The sequence below is a fragment of the Allobosea sp. P5_A5 genome, assembly GCF_056400625.1.
Genome location: NZ_JBFUKY010000002.1, coordinates 83,580 through 99,862 on the forward strand (window position 1 = coordinate 83,580; position 16,283 = coordinate 99,862).

Annotated in this window: 16 protein-coding genes; 10 read left to right on the forward strand and 6 right to left on the reverse strand. The window is 66.4% G+C overall.

Going from position 1 to position 16,283, the window contains the following annotated elements; all coding sequences use genetic code 11:
• Nucleotides 1–14: 14 nt before the first annotated feature.
• Both AC1DR6_RS04005 and AC1DR6_RS04010 read right to left on the reverse strand, forming a co-directional pair.
• Nucleotides 15–1,463: an undecaprenyl-phosphate glucose phosphotransferase gene (locus AC1DR6_RS04005; protein ID WP_476828428.1), complete on the reverse strand. Its 1,449-nt coding sequence runs from the start codon at nt 1,461–1,463 to the stop codon at nt 15–17.
• 224 nt (nt 1,464–1,687) lie between these two features.
• Nucleotides 1,688–2,116, reverse strand: a complete 429-nt coding sequence (locus AC1DR6_RS04010) for a VanZ family protein (RefSeq protein WP_476827902.1) — start codon at nt 2,114–2,116, stop codon at nt 1,688–1,690.
• 178 nt (nt 2,117–2,294) lie between these two features.
• Here AC1DR6_RS04010 and AC1DR6_RS04015 point away from each other — a divergent pair, with 178 nt between their 5' ends.
• A complete protein-coding gene (locus AC1DR6_RS04015; protein WP_476827903.1) occupies nt 2,295–3,680 on the forward strand; it encodes a DUF2793 domain-containing protein in 1,386 nt (461 codons plus the stop codon).
• A gap of 11 nt (nt 3,681–3,691) precedes the next feature.
• On the opposite strand, the gene AC1DR6_RS04020 is transcribed toward AC1DR6_RS04015, so the two are convergent.
• The 4 genes from AC1DR6_RS04020 to AC1DR6_RS04035 form a co-directional block, all read right to left on the reverse strand.
• Entirely contained in the window at nt 3,692–4,720 is a 1,029-nt protein-coding gene (locus AC1DR6_RS04020) for an NAD-dependent epimerase (protein WP_476827904.1), read from the reverse strand.
• Nucleotides 4,721–4,808: 88 nt separating this feature from the next.
• Complete coding sequence (locus AC1DR6_RS04025; RefSeq protein WP_476827905.1) at nt 4,809–6,224, reverse strand: phosphomannomutase; 1,416 nt, start codon at nt 6,222–6,224, stop codon at nt 4,809–4,811.
• A gap of 98 nt (nt 6,225–6,322) precedes the next feature.
• The gene (locus tag AC1DR6_RS04030; RefSeq protein WP_476827906.1) at nt 6,323–7,399 is read right to left on the reverse strand and encodes an acyltransferase family protein; all 1,077 of its coding nucleotides are present in this window, start codon (nt 7,397–7,399) and stop codon (nt 6,323–6,325) included.
• A gap of 20 nt (nt 7,400–7,419) precedes the next feature.
• Nucleotides 7,420–8,088: a heparin lyase I family protein gene (locus AC1DR6_RS04035; protein ID WP_476827907.1), complete on the reverse strand. Its 669-nt coding sequence runs from the start codon at nt 8,086–8,088 to the stop codon at nt 7,420–7,422.
• A gap of 275 nt (nt 8,089–8,363) precedes the next feature.
• On the opposite strand from AC1DR6_RS04035, the gene AC1DR6_RS04040 reads away from it, so the two are divergent.
• The 9 genes from AC1DR6_RS04040 (at nt 8,364) to AC1DR6_RS04080 (ending at nt 16,282) form a co-directional block, all read left to right on the forward strand.
• A complete protein-coding gene (locus AC1DR6_RS04040; protein ID WP_476827908.1) occupies nt 8,364–8,681 on the forward strand; it encodes a hypothetical protein in 318 nt (105 codons plus the stop codon).
• A gap of 144 nt (nt 8,682–8,825) precedes the next feature.
• Nucleotides 8,826–9,308, forward strand: coding sequence for a serine O-acetyltransferase (locus AC1DR6_RS04045; RefSeq protein ID WP_476827909.1), 483 nt, complete (start codon nt 8,826–8,828; stop codon nt 9,306–9,308).
• 135 nt (nt 9,309–9,443) lie between these two features.
• Nucleotides 9,444–10,208, forward strand: a complete 765-nt coding sequence (locus AC1DR6_RS04050; RefSeq protein ID WP_476827910.1) for a transglutaminase-like cysteine peptidase — start codon at nt 9,444–9,446, stop codon at nt 10,206–10,208.
• A gap of 77 nt (nt 10,209–10,285) precedes the next feature.
• On the forward strand, nt 10,286–11,518 hold the full coding sequence (locus AC1DR6_RS04055) for a glycoside hydrolase family 5 protein (protein ID WP_476827911.1): 1,233 nt from the start codon (nt 10,286–10,288) through the stop codon (nt 11,516–11,518).
• A gap of 62 nt (nt 11,519–11,580) precedes the next feature.
• A complete protein-coding gene (locus AC1DR6_RS04060; protein ID WP_476827912.1) occupies nt 11,581–11,937 on the forward strand; it encodes a hypothetical protein in 357 nt (118 codons plus the stop codon).
• An 8-nt stretch (nt 11,938–11,945) separates the two neighbouring features.
• Complete coding sequence (locus AC1DR6_RS04065; protein WP_476827913.1) at nt 11,946–13,382, forward strand: hypothetical protein; 1,437 nt, start codon at nt 11,946–11,948, stop codon at nt 13,380–13,382.
• Nucleotides 13,383–13,584: 202 nt separating this feature from the next.
• Nucleotides 13,585–13,863, forward strand: coding sequence for a hypothetical protein (locus AC1DR6_RS04070; protein WP_476827914.1), 279 nt, complete (start codon nt 13,585–13,587; stop codon nt 13,861–13,863).
• A gap of 167 nt (nt 13,864–14,030) precedes the next feature.
• The gene (locus AC1DR6_RS04075; protein WP_476827915.1) at nt 14,031–15,164 is read left to right on the forward strand and encodes a glycosyltransferase; all 1,134 of its coding nucleotides are present in this window, start codon (nt 14,031–14,033) and stop codon (nt 15,162–15,164) included.
• Nucleotides 15,161–16,282, forward strand: a complete 1,122-nt coding sequence (locus AC1DR6_RS04080) for a glycosyltransferase family 4 protein (RefSeq protein WP_476827916.1) — start codon at nt 15,161–15,163, stop codon at nt 16,280–16,282. The genes AC1DR6_RS04075 and AC1DR6_RS04080 overlap by 4 nt, the downstream gene beginning before the upstream one ends.
• Nucleotide 16,283 lies beyond the last annotated feature (1 nt).

Below are 16,283 nucleotides of genomic sequence, written 5' to 3' on the forward strand. Positions count from 1 at the left end.
ATTTTCAGTATGCCTCAGACGGCATTCCGGAAGGCCTTGGCGCTGAAGACCGTCCTGAACAGGATCGCGATATCCAGCGAGAACGACCAGTTGTCGATATACCAGTGGTCGCAGGCGACGCGGGCGGCCATTTTCTCGTCGGTGTCCGTCTCGCCGCGTAGTCCGTTGACCTGCGCCCAGCCGGTGATGCCGGGCTTGACGTTGTGGCGGCGGGCATAAAGCGCGATCTTGCGCTCGAATTCGCGGTCATGTGCCAGCGCGTGCGGCCGAGGCCCGACCAGCGACATGTGGCCGGCGACGACGTTGAGCAATTGCGGCAGTTCGTCGAGGTTATAGCGGCGCAGGATGCGCCCGATCCGCGTGATGCGCGGGTCGTCGCGCGTCGCCTGCTTGATGACGTGGCCATCGTCGGTCGTCGTCATGCTGCGGAATTTGAAGATGCGGAAAGCCTGCTGGTTGAACCCGTGGCGGCGCTGCCGGAACAGGACCGGGCCGGGCGAATCCAGCCGGATCAGCGCGGCGACCAGCAGGAACAAGGGCAGGAGTAGCAGCATCGCGACGCTGGCCGAGACGAGATCGAAGGCGCGCTTGGCGACAATTTCGGTCGTCGTCAGCGGCGGGCGGGTGAGGCGCAGGCTCGAGAGCGAGCCCATGCTGACGATATGCGGCTGGGCGAAGCGGTCCATCACCTTTTCCGGCGCGAGGTGGATCGCGACCGGCATGTTCATGAAGGCGTCGATGCAGGCCTCGATGGTCTCCTGCTCCGACCAGGGTACGGCGATGAAGACGGCGTCGGCGCGCTTGGCCCGGCAGATCGAGGCGGCTGCCGCAAGGTCGGCCGTCAGGTGGGCCTGCCCGCCGAGACCGGGCGCCGGGGATTTCAGGAAGGCGACGTCGACGACGGCCGAGCCCATGCGCCAGGGCTTGTGGCGGTCGACGAAGGACATCACCTCGGCTTCATGGCCGATCAGAAAGATGCGCTCAGCCGTGATGCGACCTGTGCGGCTGCCGGCCGCGATCACGCCGGCGATCAGCGAGCGCGATCCGGCCAGCACCGGGATCCCGACGAGATACGTCGCCAGGATCGCGGCGCGTGAATAGTGATTGGCGATCTTTGCCAGGAAGACGAAGACCAGAAGGGCCAGCAAGGTGATCGTCCAGGCCGAGATCGCGGCGGCGATCTGCCCCTTGGCGGTGAGATAGTTGCTGATCTGGTAGCGACCCCGCATCAGATTGACGAAGACGAAGACCGCCGACAGCATGCCGGCGAGTTCCGGCGTGGTGCGATCCAGGGCGAAGCTCTCATAGGCGGCGAGCGCGTAGATTCCGGCGACGGCATAGACCAGCGTGACGACCACGAGGCCGTCGCAGGCCGCCATGATTGGGCCGAGCCAATGGCGCGAGGTTCTGAAACGACCTTCGGCGGGCGCGCGGCGCGCATTGCTCAAGGGTTCGACGGTCATATCGGTCACTGCTCTGTTCCTACCGGCATCTCTCTGTGTGGGGCCGGCCCGTTACAGCGGGGGCTCCACATCTTGGCCTTCGAACAGCAATGACTGTGCCGCGCGGTTTCGATCCGGATCGGGGCGTCTCCTGGCCTGGACCGCTTGCAGGCTATCGTCTTGGTCCCGAGGCTGTTCCCCGAAGGGCAGGCGACTGTATCGTTACGGAACGTTCCCGCTCCGCGTCAGGCGGGGCGGCGAAACCTGGCGACAGTGTAGTCGAACAGGACTGCGAGGGTGCCGCCGATCAGGGCACCGACAATCTTCACGACCGCATCCTGGGGACGACCATGGCGCGTCGCCTCCAGCGTCTGCAGCCATTCGAGACCCAGCGCGATGACGACGATGCCGGCCAGCACGAACCAGCGCTGACGCGGATAGGCGAAGGACAGCAGGCCCCCGGCAAGAAAATAAGCGACGAAGCGCTCGATATTCGGCCGCATCTCGGTGATATGCGGGCGGAAATCGATCGGAGAAAGCGTCGCGAACAGGATCAGCAGCATCGCCGCCCATCCGAGGATAATCGCGGCACGGCGCAGGCGGTCGACATGATCGAGCAAAGAGATGTGTCCCGAAAAATGGAGATCGCCGCAGCCACGCAAATCGCGGACCATCGGCTGCATTTGCGCGGCGTGGCAGCCTATGTGCGCAGAATGCCGGCAAAACAATGGCGGGCGAGCTCGATCCGTTCCGCAGGCTTGGTCACGCAGGGAAGCGCGCTCCGCATTTATCCCCGCCGCTTTCGTGGCGCGGATACTGCGCGCCCGCATCGCCTTTCGCCCGCGAGGTTCCATGACCGTCACGCCACGTCTTTCCCTGCCTCTGCTGGCTGCCGGCCAGGCCCAGAAGCATGTCACCCACAACGACGCCCTCGTCCGGCTGGACGCGCTGATCCATCTGACGGTCGCCAGCCGCTCGCAACTCGCGCCGCCACCGGTGCCGACGGAGCTTTCCGCCTATATCGTGCCGGCTGGCGGCACGGGCGTTTTCGCTGGCCGCGAAAACCAGCTGGCGCTGTTCGAAGATGGCGGCTGGAGTTTTTTCCCGCCGCGAACCGGCTGGCAGGCCTGGATTACCGACGAGGCCGAGCATCACCTCTGGACCGGCAGCGAGTGGCGCCGGGCGTCTCCGGTCAGCAGCCTCGGCGCCGAACGCTGGGGCGTGAACGCGACGGCTGACGCGACCAACCGCCTCGCAGTGTCTTCGGAGGCCAGTCTCTTCAATCACGCCGGCGGCGATCACCGGCTGAAGCTCAACAAGGCGGATGCCGCGCATACCGCGAGCATCCTGTTTCAGGATAATTGGTCGGGGCGGGCGGAATTCGGTCTCGCCGGCGATGATGATTTCCGGGTCAAGGTCAGCGCCGATGGCGGCAGTTGGCACGATGCGCTGACGGTCGATCGCGCGAGCGGGGCAGTGGCGCTGCCAAGATCGGCCTGGGCCGCGGGCCAGAATTTACTGATCAACGGCGACATGCAGATCAACCAGCGCGGCTTCGCCGGCGGAGCGCTGGCGGCGGGAAGCTACGGTTTCGATCGCTGGAAGGCCGGATCTGGCGGTGCCAGCCTGTCGCGTTCTGGCTTCTCTCTCACCCTGGCCTCCGGCGCGATCGTACAGATCCTCGAGCCGGCCCTGTGGGGCCTCAGCTCCTTCGCCGGCCTGCAGCTCACCGTGTCGGTCGAGGAGCCCAGCGGAAGCCTGATCGTCGGCATCGGGAGCCAAAGCGCGACCCTTGGCTCCGGGTCGGGGAGGCGAGCGGTCACGGCCACCGTCAGCGATAGTGGCCCGCTGGCGATCAGTCTGGCGACGGCCGGCGGGAGCGTCAGCTTCCGGCGCGCGAAGCTGGAAATCGGGCCGCTCGCGACGGGCTGGCAGGGCAGGCCGCGCGCGATGGAAGAGGTGCTCTGCCGTCGCTATCACTGGCGGCCGGCCGGCATCCTGCTGATCGACGGCTATCAGGTGGCGGGGGCGACGCTGCGTCAGACGCTGTCGCTGCCGGTGCCGATGAGGACGACGCCGACCGTCGCCTGCAGCGTCTCGCAGGAGATCAACATCCAGGGGGCGGATCGGGGGCTGGTGGCGCAGTCGCCCGAGATCGTGCACGGCTTTGTCACCGCGCAGGCGCTCGGGCGGGTGCGGGCGGCGCTCGAGACGCTGGTGCTCGATGCGGAGCTGTAAGGGCTAGCGGCTCAAATCCCGTAGAACTCCCGATACCAGGCCACGAAGCGGGGAATCCCGTCCTCAATTAGCGTGCGCGGACAGAAGCCGGTGCGGGCCGCAAGGTCGCTGATTTCGGCATAGGTGGCTGGCACGTCGCCGGGCTGTGCGGGCAGATGGCGCTTGATCGCCGTCCGCCCGCAGGCCTGCTCGATGACGGCGATGAAGCGGTCGAGACGCACCGGCGTGTGATTGCCGATGTTGTAGATGCGAAACGGCGCGGTGGCCGTCGCCGGGTCTGGCCGGGCTGCATCGAACTTGGCGTCCGGTTCCGGCGGCAGGGCCGCCAGCTTGACGATGGCCTCGCGGATGTCGTCGACATAGGTGAAGTCGCGGCTCATCTGGGCCTCGGCGTAAACGTCGATCGGCCGGCCTTCGAGGATCGCCTTGGTGAATTTGAAATAGGCCATGTCCGGCCGACCCCAAGGGCCGTAGACGGTAAAGAACCGCAATCCCGTCGTCGGAATCCCGTAAAGATGCGCATAGGAATGCGCCATCAGCTCGTTGGCGCGCTTGGTGGCGGCGTAGAGCGAGACCGGGTGGTCGGCGCCGTCATGCTCGCTGAAGGGCACCTTGGCATTCGCGCCGTAGACCGAACTCGACGAGGCGTAGATCAAGTGCTGGACCGGGTTTTGCCGGCAGGCTTCCAGCACCGAGAGGAAGCCGTCGAGATTGGCGTTGGCATAGGCGCGGGGATTGTCGAGCGAATAGCGCACCCCGGCCTGGGCCCCGAGATGCACCACGACGTCGGGCCGGAAGACGGCGAAGGCGGCTGCGAATCCGTCGTAATCGGCGATGTCGCGCTGCTCGAATGAAAATCCGCTGCGCGCCAGCAGGCGGTCGAGCCGCGCCTGCTTCAGGGCCGGATCGTAGTAGGGCGTCAGGTTGTCGACGCCCAGAACCTCCACCCCGGCATCGAGCAAGGCCTGCGTGACGTGAAAGCCGACGAACCCGGCCGCTCCGGTCAGCAGCACGCGTCGATAGGGCAGGTTTGGGCTCACGGCGGGGTGCGGCTTTCAGAGAATGGGGCTGTCGGCCCCAGAGGCTAGACCATCGGCGGCGGCTTTGACACCGTGGACCGCGCGGCCCTCAGTCGGTCTTCGTCTGTGCCGCCGCGAAGTCCAGGTTCTCGCGCATCAGGCTTTCAGCCTGCGCCAGATTGGGCGCCTCGACATAGACCCGCAGTTCCGGCGCATTGCCCGACGCACGGAAATGAACGGTCGAGCCGCTGCCGAGCGTCAGCCTCAGCCCGTCGCTGCGATCGCGCGCCGCCACGCCACCATGACCGGCAAAGGCTCGGTCGCGGAAGGAGGCGTCGTCGGCATCGAGCCGGGCGATGAGAGCGGCGGTACGGCTTTGCGGAATCTCCTGCAGGCGGTTCGACAGGGCGATGGCGAAGCGGGCCTCGGTGGCAAGTGCGCTCAGCGTCTGGCCGGTTTCGCGGGCGAGGGCCAGCGTCGCCAGGATCGGAAGCAGGGCATCGCGCGTGGGGAGCGCCGCCAGCATCTTGCCGCCGTGCTCGACATTGGAGCCAAGCAGCACGCCGCCATTGGCCTCGAAGCCGACGACGATGCGCGCGCCGCTTTTTGTCGCGTCCGTCATGCCGGAGATCACATAAGGCGAGCCGACGCGGGTGCGCATGACGTGCGCGAACAGGCCGGGCCGGTCGAGGGCGGAGTTCGAGGTCACCGGCGTGACGATGGTGTCGGCCCTGAGGAACCGGGCCGTCAGCGCGCCGACCAGATCGCCGCGCAGGAAGCGGCCCGCTTCATCCGCGACCAGAGGACGGTCGGCGTCGCCATCGGTCGAGACGATCGCGTCCAGCTTGCGCTCGCCGGCCCAGCCGGCGGCCAGCTTCTCGTCTTCGGGGCGCAGGGCCTCGGTATCGACAGGAATGAAGCGGTCGCTGCGCCCAAGCCCGACCGCTTCCGCGCCGAGCGCTGCGAGAACCTCGCGGATGACGTCGCGGCCGACGGAGGAATGCTCGTAGACGCCGATGGTCAGCCCCTCGAGAGATCGACCGAAAAAGTCGGCATAGCGGGCGATGTAGCCTGCGAGCACGTCGCGCGACTGCGGCGCGACGGAGACATCCGGCGCCGCTTTCAGGTCGAGCGCGGCATACTGCGCCAGGATGCGCTGCTCGTCGGTTTTGTCGATTTCGCCTTCGGCGCGGTAGAATTTCAGGCCGTTGCGGTCATCGGGGATGTGACTGCCCGTGACCATGATCGCCGGGCGTCCGGTGCTCATTGCGGCAAGCGCCAGAGCCGGCGTCGGGACGGCGCCGCAATCGATGGGCATTAGACCGGCATCTGCGACGGCCTGGGCGCATTGCGAGGCAATCAAGGGGCTCGACGAGCGCAGGTCGCGCGCGATCAGGACATCGCCGGCCACGCCATCCTCGCGCAGCATGGCGCAGAAGGCGCGGACATGGGCGTAGGTCGGCAGGCCGACAAGCTCGGTGACGAGGCCACGCAGGCCGGAGGTTCCGAATTTCAGGCTGGTCATCTCACGCCGAAGTCTAGGAGGGGGTGTTAGCAGGTGCAAAATAGCCCGCTCTTGGCTGCGGTGTCACCCTCGGAGAATGCAGCGGGGCCGGTCGGTGCTCAGTTCGACCGCAGACGGTGCGTCCGCGTCGCCTGTCTGAGGAAGCCGAGCAGAGGACGCTCGATGAGAGCATGGATCGTCATTCCTAGGACGACGACGATGACGAGGGACAGTCCGATCAGCCCGCAACCCTGCGCGTCAGCGCCGATCGGCCATCGCTTCAGGATTTCGCGGGCGGCGATAATGGCGACCGTCTGAAACAGATAGATGGCATAGCTCGCGTTGCCGAGACCGTCGAAATACGCCCACCCGCGCCAGGGAACATGCTGCTCGAGTACCAGCACGCCAGCGACCAGCAAGAGGGCCGGCACGCCCCAGAAAACCACGCGCTTCAGCCCGACGAAATCATCCGTGGCCGGGGCAAAAGCGTCGTGACCCGCCCAGAACAGGAGAGCGGCCAGCGGAACCAGCCAGAACCCTGCCGGCCACCGCAGCTTTCCAACAAGACGCGCCAGAAGCAGGCCGAAGGCGAACTCCAGCAGAAGCGGGCTGGTATAGGTCACGAGCGGGGCGGCTTTGAAATCCGTGAGGAAGCCGAGACAGATTAGCACGCCGAGAGCCACCAGCGAGAGCGCAAGCGGGCGACCCCAGGCCAGCGCCGCCGCGAAGACCAGGTAGAAGAACATCTCGTAATTCAGCGTCCAGCCCTGAACCAGAACGGGCAGGATCTGGCCGGAATTCTCGCTGGAAAAATGCGGAACGAAGGCGATCGAGAGGGCGAAGTTCCGCATCAGCTCGGCTGAAAAATGGTTCTTCAGGATGAGCATCTGCACGAGGCTGGCGAGGATATAGAGCGGGGCGATGCGGATCAGCCGCTTGATCAGGAAGGCGCCGGGCGCCTCGTCGCGCGACGAGGCGTACATCACGAAGCCGCTGATCACGAAAAATACATCGACGCCGGCCTGCAACGCGTCGAAACGCGGCAGCGGCTCGGCGAGAAAATCCTTGGCGTGGTGAACCACGACCGCCAGCGCCGCGAGTGCGCGCAGCAGCTGGATGGAATGGAAGACGCGCTTGGGCTCGGCTGCCGGAGACGGGCTGGAGCCGGACAGAGGCGTGATATTTTCAGAGGCCATGGCGGCGTGGACTCGGGGTCTCAGCGCGGCGCATGCGGCTTCGCCTCGATGCCGCGGAAGCGGGCGGTGAGCCTGAAGCCGTCCGGCGGCCGATCGCCGTCGAAGCGGCCGGCATAGACGCCGAATTTCAGATAGGAGCCGCGCCCCTGCGGCGGGTTCGTGGCCGCCGCCAGCTCATCGACATAGGCATAGCCCGTGGCGATACCGGTTTGATCGACAATCGCCGCGCCGTCGAGGCTGACGCGGATCGACCCCGGTCCGCCATGCCCATCCACGACCGTGAAGGCGATGCGATGATCGACGCCGAAGGAGAAAGGCGTCTCGCCCAGCGACCTGGTTTTCGAGAACACGCCGGGTGCCGGTGTGCCCGTTCCCGTTTCGCCTGTCACGCGCAGGCGCGGCTTTCCGTCCGGACCCAGGGCAAGGGCGAGGGCGAAAAGCGGCGAGCCCTGCACGAACGAGCCGTCGGCGCGCCTTGTATCCGCCTGATGGATCTGGGCGATGATGCACCAATCGGCATTTCCGAGCCGAGAGTTCGCGTCGATCCGCAAGGTCGCGGCGAACCGGATCGGTTCACCCTTCTCGTAACGGTCCGCGCCACAGAGCTCGACGCGGACTTTGTTGAGGCCGTCGAAACCGGCGCGCTCGCCCGCCGCTGCCGCGAAAACGAGTTCCTGCCGTGGTGCCATCAGGCTCAAGGTCGGGCGATTGCTTGACTGTACCAGCCATGCGGCGCCGCCAAGCGCGACAGCGCGGCCATCCGCAAGCGGAATCCCGAGGCCGGGAGCCTGTTCAGCGGCAGCGAGGCGTTCTATGGAAGCGGGCTCGCGCCAGCGCGGAGGCTCATGAATGCAGGATCCGAAATCCACCATCATGTCGGGGTGCTCGATGTCGTCAGATCCATGCCGGGACCCTATCGCAGTGCAGCGCGACTGGGAAACGGGCTGTCACCGGGCGGCGCCCGATGCGTGATCCAGCGACTTTCACACTGCGAAGCTTCTGGGTGTTGAGCCTGGCCGGAGCGATCCAGATCCTGGCCGCGTCGGCTTTGCTGCTCGCGCTTGTCGCCATCGGACAGCGGCGGCTCGTCGATTTCATCGTGATCTTGCCGATCGTCGCGATGCTGCTGGTGACGGCGGCCGGCGCGCTGATCCTGGCCAGCCAGATCTGGGTGGAACTCGGCCGATCCCTGGCCGCTCCGCGCTTGCCGGGGCCTGTACAGGCCGTGATGAAGCGGCTGAACGGCATGATTTTCGGAAGTCCGGCGCAGCCGGAGCCTTGAGGCTCGTGGCATCCGGCTGAGACGGATCGTCGTTCCGATATCGCTCTGCCGAAACCGCTTTCCATTGTGCAAGCCGATGCTCTAGAGCCAAGCGCAGCGGATGTTCGGCAAGCGCTCGCGCGGCCACGGTCAAAGGACCTAATGATGCAGCCCATCGCCCGCCTGCAACGGCTCTCGAACGGCTTCCACCGACGCGGTCTCCGCCCGATTTCGCGGGCGCTCGATCTGCTGTCGCGGCTATTTTTCGCGGCCGCCGTACCCGGGCGTGCGACGATCGGGAAGGACGTGTTCTTCCATCACGGCGGACTCGGCGTCGTGATCAACGGACTTTCTGTGATCGAGGAGGGCTGCGAGGTCGGTGTCCATGTCGTGCTGGGCGGGCGGGCGCCGGTGCGCGGCGCGCCGCATCTGGGCCGGAATGTCATCGTTCACGCCGGAGCCCGACTCATCGGGCCGATCACGATTGGCGAAGGCTGCGTCGTCGCGGCCAATGCCGTCGTCATCGAGGATGTGCCGCCCTTCTGCCTGGTGGCGGGTGTCCCGGCCATGATCAAGCGGGAGGGAATCGACAACACGGCCTATCGGCACGATGCGCCGGTGATCGAGCGCGCCGATGTGCTTACCTGAGCGTGAACGGCAATCCTAGAATTGCCTCGCCGTCTGTAGAAATCCGGGAAGTATAAAAACAGACTGCTCTTCTTCGATTAAGAATTGTTTACGCTGGCCATGTTGATCTCTGCCCGTCATTAGGGCGGGCAAGAAATGTCCAGATCAGCCATCTCGAAATCTACGATCGCGTTGCTCTTCGGAGCTTGTATCGGGCTCGCCCATCTGCCGGGCCCGGCCTTTGCCGCGCGTCGCCCGCCGCCCGAGCCGCAGGCCGGTTCGGACATCCGCGAGGGGCGGTTCGTGCTGGCGCCGATGGCCTATATCGCCTTCTGCAATCGCTATAAGGACGACTGTCCGAAGGGCGGCGGGCCGGCGACGCTCACCCTCGACACGGAAACCGACGCCCTACTGCGGCGGGTCAATGCCGATGTGAACGCGTCCGTCGCGCCGGTCCAGCTTTCGGGTCAGGATATCTGGCAGCTCGGCCTCGCCGCCGGGCATTGCGCGATTTACGCGGTGCAGAAGCGGCATGATCTGATCGAGGCGGGGTTGCCGGCGGCGGCGCTCTCGCTCGCCGTGGTTTCGACCCCGCAGGGCATCATGCATCTGGTCGTGGCCGTGCGCACCGATCGGGGCGTCGTGCTGCTCGACAATCTGCGCTCCTCGGTCGTGCCCTGGAACCAGTCGGGCTACCTGTTTCACATGGTGCAATCGCGCGACAACCCGGATTTCTGGGTCACGGTCTCGGGCAGCCAGCCCGTGGCGCCGCCCGCGCTCGTGGCCTCGCGCCGTACGCCGCAGCGTGGCGTCGACGTCGCCCAGGTCACGCCGCCGGTACCCCCCGCCGCGCCCGTCGACATGGCGGATCCTCTCGAGCTGTCCTTGCGGTCGAGCATCTTCGGCGAAAGCGGCGTGTGACCTCGTGACGGGTCGCTAGAGCCGCCTCGACCGGATAGAACCGCTGCCTGCCGCAGGCTGGCAGCGGGAGAGACGATGTGAGCATCAGCAGGCGCCAAAGCATCGCGTTCGGGTTGGCCTCTGCGGCTGCTTGCGCCTTGCCGGCCGTCCCTTCTCTGGCTGCGGTGCCCCGGCTCCGACGCGGCATCAACCTCCACCACCTGCTGAACTGGCCGCTCATTCGCACGGTCGCGGGGCGGGTCGACTACATCTGGCCGCCTTTTCGCGATGCCGGGCATCAGATCGCGGATGCCGAGCTTGCCCTGCTGAAGTCGGCCGGCTTCGACTTCATTCGCCTGACGGTCGATCCCAGCATCTTCATCGCCAGCGCGGGCGAGCGCTGGCCGATACTTGCCGAGGGGACGCAAGCGCTGGTGCGCCGCCTGCTCGGGGCCGGTTTCGCGGTGATTTTCGACCTCCACCCCGTCGCGGTGAACCCGACCTATGCGCCGCTTGCGCTGGTGGCGCCGGGCGCCACCGTCTTCGACGCTTATGTCGAGATGGTCGCGCGAGTGGCGAAAATGCTCGCCGAGATCGCGGCGCCGGGCCTGATCTTCGAATTGATGAACGAGCCCTGGATCGAATCGATCAAGGACGCTCCGCGCTGGCAGGCGATGCTGGAACGGCTGCACGCATCGGCGCGAAGCACGGCGCCGAAGCTGCCGCTGATGCTGACGGGCCTCGCCTGGAGCAGTGCCGGGGCGCTGATGCAGCTCGATACCCGGCCCTTCCGGGGCAGCGAGGTGTTCTACACCTTCCATTATTATGACCCGCACGACTTCACCCATCAGGGCGTGAAGGGCGACGACGCGCAATATCTCTCGAACGTGCCCTGGCCGCTCGAACGGGGCGCGATCCCCGCCGTGATGGAGCGGGCGCAAACGCGGTTGCAGGCGGCGCCGGGAGGCGAGGCCGGCCGCCAGCGGGCCCAAGTGCTGACCGAGAAGCTGCTGACCGACATGGCCGCGAAGGGGCACGGTCCGCAACGCATCGCCGCCGATCTCGAGGCCGTGGCACGCTGGGCCGATGGCGCCGGCATCGCGCGCGAGCGGGTGGTGCTGGGTGAGTTCGGCTGCGTCGTCTCCGCTTATGGCCAACCCCTCGGCCCTGATCGCCTTGCCTGGATCAGGAGCGTGCGGGAGGCTGCGGAGAAGACCGGATTCGGCTGGGCCTATTGGGCCTATAAGGGCTATGGCGGCATGGAATTGATCAGGCCCGGGGGCGCCATCGAAGGAGAATTGCGCATTGCGCTCGGCCTGTCGGCTGCCTGAGCGGACTTATCCCCGCTCCCCCGGCGACACCTATCCTGCTCCTCGGCAATCAGGAGCAGATCATGCGCGAATTCTTCGAGGCTTACCCTTTCAGTTCGGCGAGGCTGTCGTCGGCGCCTGCCTTTCCCGACTATGTCGAGGACGTCGTGCTGGCGGCCGATACGCTGGTGCGCGTGCCGGTGCCGGCCGGGGCCGGCTTCGTGCTGTTCGGGGCCGATGGCGATGTCCGGGTGAAACTCGGTTCAGTGACCACGAGCTTCACCTTGCCGTTGGTCTCCACCAGCGACGGCTCCGGTAGCGAGATCAACCCGGCGGCAAGGCGCATCCCGGCGACGCTGGGAGACGGACTGACGCCGGCGAGCCATCTCTGCCTGCGCGCGCCGCTCGCCTGCCGCGTCTCCCTCGCATTCTATCGCTGAGGCCCGCCATGGAAAGCTTCAATGCACGCACCGGCAATTCCGCGCGCCTCGCCGCTCTGCGCCCGCTGCCTCTCGGCAACAAGATCGCGCTGATCGGCCACTCCATGCTGGACCAGTCGCTGGCACAGCTCGCCTCCGGCAATAACCTGCGCGTTTCGCAGCAATGGTTGTGGGCCTGGCCGGCCTGGGTCAGCGCGCTCTCCAAAGGGCGTTATATCTTCACCGAAGACTGCAAGTTCGCGGTCTCGGGCTCGCTCGTCTCCGATATCGGCGACACCATCCTGACGAGCGCGACGGCACTCTCCGGCAACGGCGTCGGCAAGACGCAGTTGCAGGCCGCTATCGACTGCCCGGCCAGCGTTGTCGCCTATTGGAGCGGGCGAAACGACCGGGCCAATGCCGTACTGCTCTCGACCTCCATCGCCAAGGCGACGCGCGACTTCAACGCGCTGACGGCGGCGGGCAAGATCGTGCTGGCGGTTTCGGAAATCCCGGCCGGCAGCGCCAGCTTCGCCTCGACCCGTCTGTCGGGCGTACAGCTCACCTATCAGTTGGCTTGGGTCGACTGGCTGACGCGCACGGCGCCGACGCTTTGGCCCGGCAAGGTCTTCGCGGTCGATCTCTGGCAGGACATGGTCGACATGACCGCCACGGCAACGCCGGGCGACGTGATCTCGGCGCGCACGCAAGACGGCGTGCACTCCTCTGCGCTGGGGGCGTACCCACAGGCGCAACGCATCCTGAAAGTGCTCGACGGTCTGGGTCTGCCGCAATCCTATCCCGCGATCCACCGGCGCGGCGAAAGCTATGACGCGGTCAACAACCCCGCCGGAAACCTGCTCGGCGATGCCGGCGCGCTGACGCAATCCTCCAACGCCTGGTCGGGCACCTTCGGCTCGACGATCACGCTGGCGGGTGTGCGCCCGACGATCGGCTCGCAGTTCGGCTCGACCGGCGGGGGGTCGGCGCTGATTGCGGCAGGCTCCTTCGTCGACACCGCGACAGGGCGCTGGTGGCAGGTCCGCGTCAACGGCACGACGGCTGCCGGCGCGAACCCGACCTTCTCGCTTGCACCGCTTTCGACCTCGGCCCTCCTGCCCAGTCTCGCGGTCGGCGACATGCTGCGCGCCTATGGCGAATTCGAGATCGACGCCAACGGCACCGGCCTTTGCAGCCTGTCCTTTCTGCTGCAACGCAACCTGCCATCCGGCAAGTTCGACCTCACGGCGCAGACCTTCGGCAATGAGAGCTCGGGCGTGCTCGACACCATCCTCGCCGGGCTGCCTGCGCCGCTGGCAGGCACCTGGAACGGCAACACCAACGTCACCATCGACGGGACCGAAACCGGGCTTTTCGCGTCGTTGCAGATCAACATGAAGCAGTCGGCGGCGGTCGATTTCACCTTCCGCGTGCGTAATCTCGCGGTTCGGAAAGCGCGGCTCTAGCCGCGCGAGCCTCGCCTGCCGGGGAGGTCAGCGCCTCTCCGGCAGCTTTCCATGATGCGGCACCATCCGTCCCACCAGATCGCTCGGATTTTACGGATTTTGTCGGCTTTCCCATTTACCGTAAAATCCGCTATTTCAAGGCGTTAGCTCTCTTTCAAGGCCGCTCTGCGACAACCGATGCCATCCAACGGGTGAAGCACCGATGCCCCAGATCTGGCTGACCGACGACGAACTTGGCACTGTTCTGCAGTGCGACCCCACACGAGCGCGGGCGCGTTCGCTGGCACAAGGGTGGCCCCGTCGCCGCTGCTCTGACGGCGCGACGCGTGCCAAGCTGCCGGCGCAGATGTTCGAGGATTTCGTGCTGGACTATGCCGCGCGGCTGATGGCCGATCGGGCGGCTGATGTGGCTGTGGCCGAGCTGAAGGGCATTCTCTGGAGCGCCCGCCAGCGCGAGGTCTCGCTGCGCTGCGCGAGCTGATTTTTCGGCTTCGGTTGGCGTTTTTGCTGCATGTGCTAAGACACCCCCGCTAGCTCGCTTTGCGTCCCTCTGGACGCGCTGTGACGAGCTATCGCTTGAATTCAGCATCCCGTGTCCCGAAAGCGAATTCCGCTCTCCGGGTCGATGCTTCAGCGACGGTAAGGGTGATGGCGGCGGACGCGAATCGAGCACAGGCGACATCCGGCTCGCTGCTTTTCGTGATGAATTCGCCGATTGTCGGCGGCGCGGAACGGCACACCTTCGAGCTGGCGAGCGCGCTGCGAGCACGCGGCCGCGAGGTTTCCATCTTCACCATGAAGGATGGCCCGCAGGCGGCACCCGCCGGCATTTCGCTCGACAAGCCCGAAGGGGCGAGGTCGCTCCCGGCGCGGATCTTCGATCTTTCGCGCGTCCTTCGCCGGTCGAAACCGAGCCTGATCGTTGCGGTCAACGAGCGGCCGATGTTCGTGGCCTCGCTTGCGCGAATCATGGCGTTTTCCGCCACGCCGATCGTGGCGATCTCGCACTCCACCGTGCTCCGTAACCAGCATGAAGAGCGGATGCAGCGGGTCTACACCCCGTTTTTCAACCGCATCGACGGGATCGTCTTCATCTCCGCGAATCAGCGGCGCTTCTGGCTGGAGCGCGGTTTTGCGCCGCGGCGCGAGACGACGATCCTCAATGGCATCGACCTGCAGCGTTTCTCGCCGACTGTGCGAGCCGAGCATCGCGACGCGACGCGGGCGCAGTATGGCTTCGCGCCTGAGGATTTCGTCATCGGGCTGTGCGCTGTGATGCGACCCGAGAAGAACCACGTCCAGATCGTCGAGGCCGTCGCCGCGCTCCGGAAGGATGGCCTTCCGGCCAAGGCGCTACTGGTGGGCGATGGACCGATGCGGGCGACCATCGCGGAGCGGGCCGCCGCGCTCGGCATCGGCGATCATGTCGTGCTCGCCGGTATGCATGCCGATGTCAGGCCGCTGATCGCGACCTTCGATGTCGGTGCACTGTGCAGCGTCTCGATCGAGACCCTGTCGCTGGCGGCGCTCGAAGCCATGGCGATGGGCGTGCCGATGGTGATGAGCGATCTCGGGGGCGCTTCCGAGATTATCGACGGCGAGAACGGCCGGCTGTTCCCGGTCGGTGACAGCGCCGCGCTGCTCGCCGCGCTGCGGGAGTTCGTGCCGGCTGAGAGACGGGTCGCCGCCGGACTCGCGGCGCGGCGGACGGTCGAGCAGCTTTTCGACCAGCGGCGTATGAACGACGATTATCACGCCTTCCTCGGGAGCTTTGCGCGATGACCCCTCCCGACAGGCTGCGCGTGCTCGTCGCCACCCCGCTGGGGCGCGGCGGCATGGGCGGGATCGACCGCATCATGGACGAGGTCGACAATCGGCTGCGCGCGGCGCCCAAGCCCGATCTCGATGTGCGCTTCATAACCACGCGCGGGCAGGGTCATATCGGCCTGTCGCCGTTTCTGGTGGCGCGTTTCATCGCGCGCCTGGCGGGGCGCCTGACCGGGAAGGGGCCGGATGTGCTGCACATCAACCTGTCCTCCCAGGGCAGCACACTGCGCAAGATCGCGATCGCGCGGGCGGCGCGGGCCTTCCGCATCCCTTATGTCATCCACCTGCATGGCTCGGGCTTTCGGCCGTATTGGGACCGGGCTTCGCCGGGCCTTTCGCGGCAGATCCATGCGATGTTCGCGCATGCGGCGCGCACGCTCGTGCTGGGTCAGGTCTGGCAGGACTATATCGGCGGCAAGGTGCCCGAAATTGCCGACCGCCTGACCGTCCTGCCCAACGCGACGCCAGCCCCTGCCGATCTTTCCCATCAGAGGATCGAAGGCGAGCCGACAATCCTGTTCCTGGGCCATGTCGGGCCTCGCAAGGGCGTGCCGCAGCTCGTAACGGCGCTTGCCGCGATCGCGGACCAGCCCGGCTGGCGCGCGATCATCGCCGGCAATGGCGAGGTGGACGACACCAGAGGCAAGCTCGCGCAACTCGGGCTGAAGGAGCGCGTCACTATGCCGGGCTGGGTCGGGCCAGACGAGGTCCGGGACCTGTTGCGTAGGGCCGATATTTTGGTGCTGCCATCCTTCGAGGAAAACCTGCCGATGTCGGTGATCGAGGGCATGGCGAACGGGCTCGCCGTGGTCGCGACGCCGGTCGGCGCGACCGAAGATATCGTTCATGACGGCGAGACCGGGTTGCTGGTGCCGCCCGGCGATGCCGAGGCGCTGGCTCTCGCCTTGCGGCGGCTCGTTGCCGATAGAGAGCTGCGCGAGCGGCTCGGCGCCTCCGCCAAGGCTTTCCACAGCGCTCATCTGGCGATCGACGGTTATGTCGATCGCCTCGCCGATATCTGGCGTGCGGTCGGGCGTGAAACCACCAAGGCGCCGCCGCGGCGCGGGATCTGAC

Excerpts from the sequence above, each read along its gene's own strand:
- AC1DR6_RS04015 (WP_476827903.1), top strand. The coding sequence starts at position 2,295 with ATGACCGTCACGCCACGTCTTTCCCTGCCTCTGCTGGCTGCCGGCCAG.
- AC1DR6_RS04030 (WP_476827906.1), bottom strand. The coding sequence starts at position 7,399 with ATGGCCTCTGAAAATATCACGCCTCTGTCCGGCTCCAGCCCGTCTCCG.
- AC1DR6_RS04050 (WP_476827910.1), top strand. The coding sequence starts at position 9,444 with ATGTCCAGATCAGCCATCTCGAAATCTACGATCGCGTTGCTCTTCGGA.
- AC1DR6_RS04075 (WP_476827915.1), top strand. The coding sequence starts at position 14,031 with ATGGCGGCGGACGCGAATCGAGCACAGGCGACATCCGGCTCGCTGCTT.
- AC1DR6_RS04005 (WP_476828428.1), bottom strand. The coding sequence starts at position 1,463 with ATGACCGTCGAACCCTTGAGCAATGCGCGCCGCGCGCCCGCCGAAGGT.
- AC1DR6_RS04070 (WP_476827914.1), top strand. The coding sequence starts at position 13,585 with ATGCCCCAGATCTGGCTGACCGACGACGAACTTGGCACTGTTCTGCAG.
- AC1DR6_RS04040 (WP_476827908.1), top strand. The coding sequence starts at position 8,364 with ATGCGTGATCCAGCGACTTTCACACTGCGAAGCTTCTGGGTGTTGAGC.
- AC1DR6_RS04060 (WP_476827912.1), top strand. The coding sequence starts at position 11,581 with ATGCGCGAATTCTTCGAGGCTTACCCTTTCAGTTCGGCGAGGCTGTCG.
- AC1DR6_RS04080 (WP_476827916.1), top strand. The coding sequence starts at position 15,161 with ATGACCCCTCCCGACAGGCTGCGCGTGCTCGTCGCCACCCCGCTGGGG.
- AC1DR6_RS04035 (WP_476827907.1), bottom strand. The coding sequence starts at position 8,088 with ATGGCACCACGGCAGGAACTCGTTTTCGCGGCAGCGGCGGGCGAGCGC.
- AC1DR6_RS04065 (WP_476827913.1), top strand. The coding sequence starts at position 11,946 with ATGGAAAGCTTCAATGCACGCACCGGCAATTCCGCGCGCCTCGCCGCT.
- AC1DR6_RS04025 (WP_476827905.1), bottom strand. The coding sequence starts at position 6,224 with ATGACCAGCCTGAAATTCGGAACCTCCGGCCTGCGTGGCCTCGTCACC.
- AC1DR6_RS04010 (WP_476827902.1), bottom strand. The coding sequence starts at position 2,116 with ATGGTCCGCGATTTGCGTGGCTGCGGCGATCTCCATTTTTCGGGACAC.
- AC1DR6_RS04045 (WP_476827909.1), top strand. The coding sequence starts at position 8,826 with ATGCAGCCCATCGCCCGCCTGCAACGGCTCTCGAACGGCTTCCACCGA.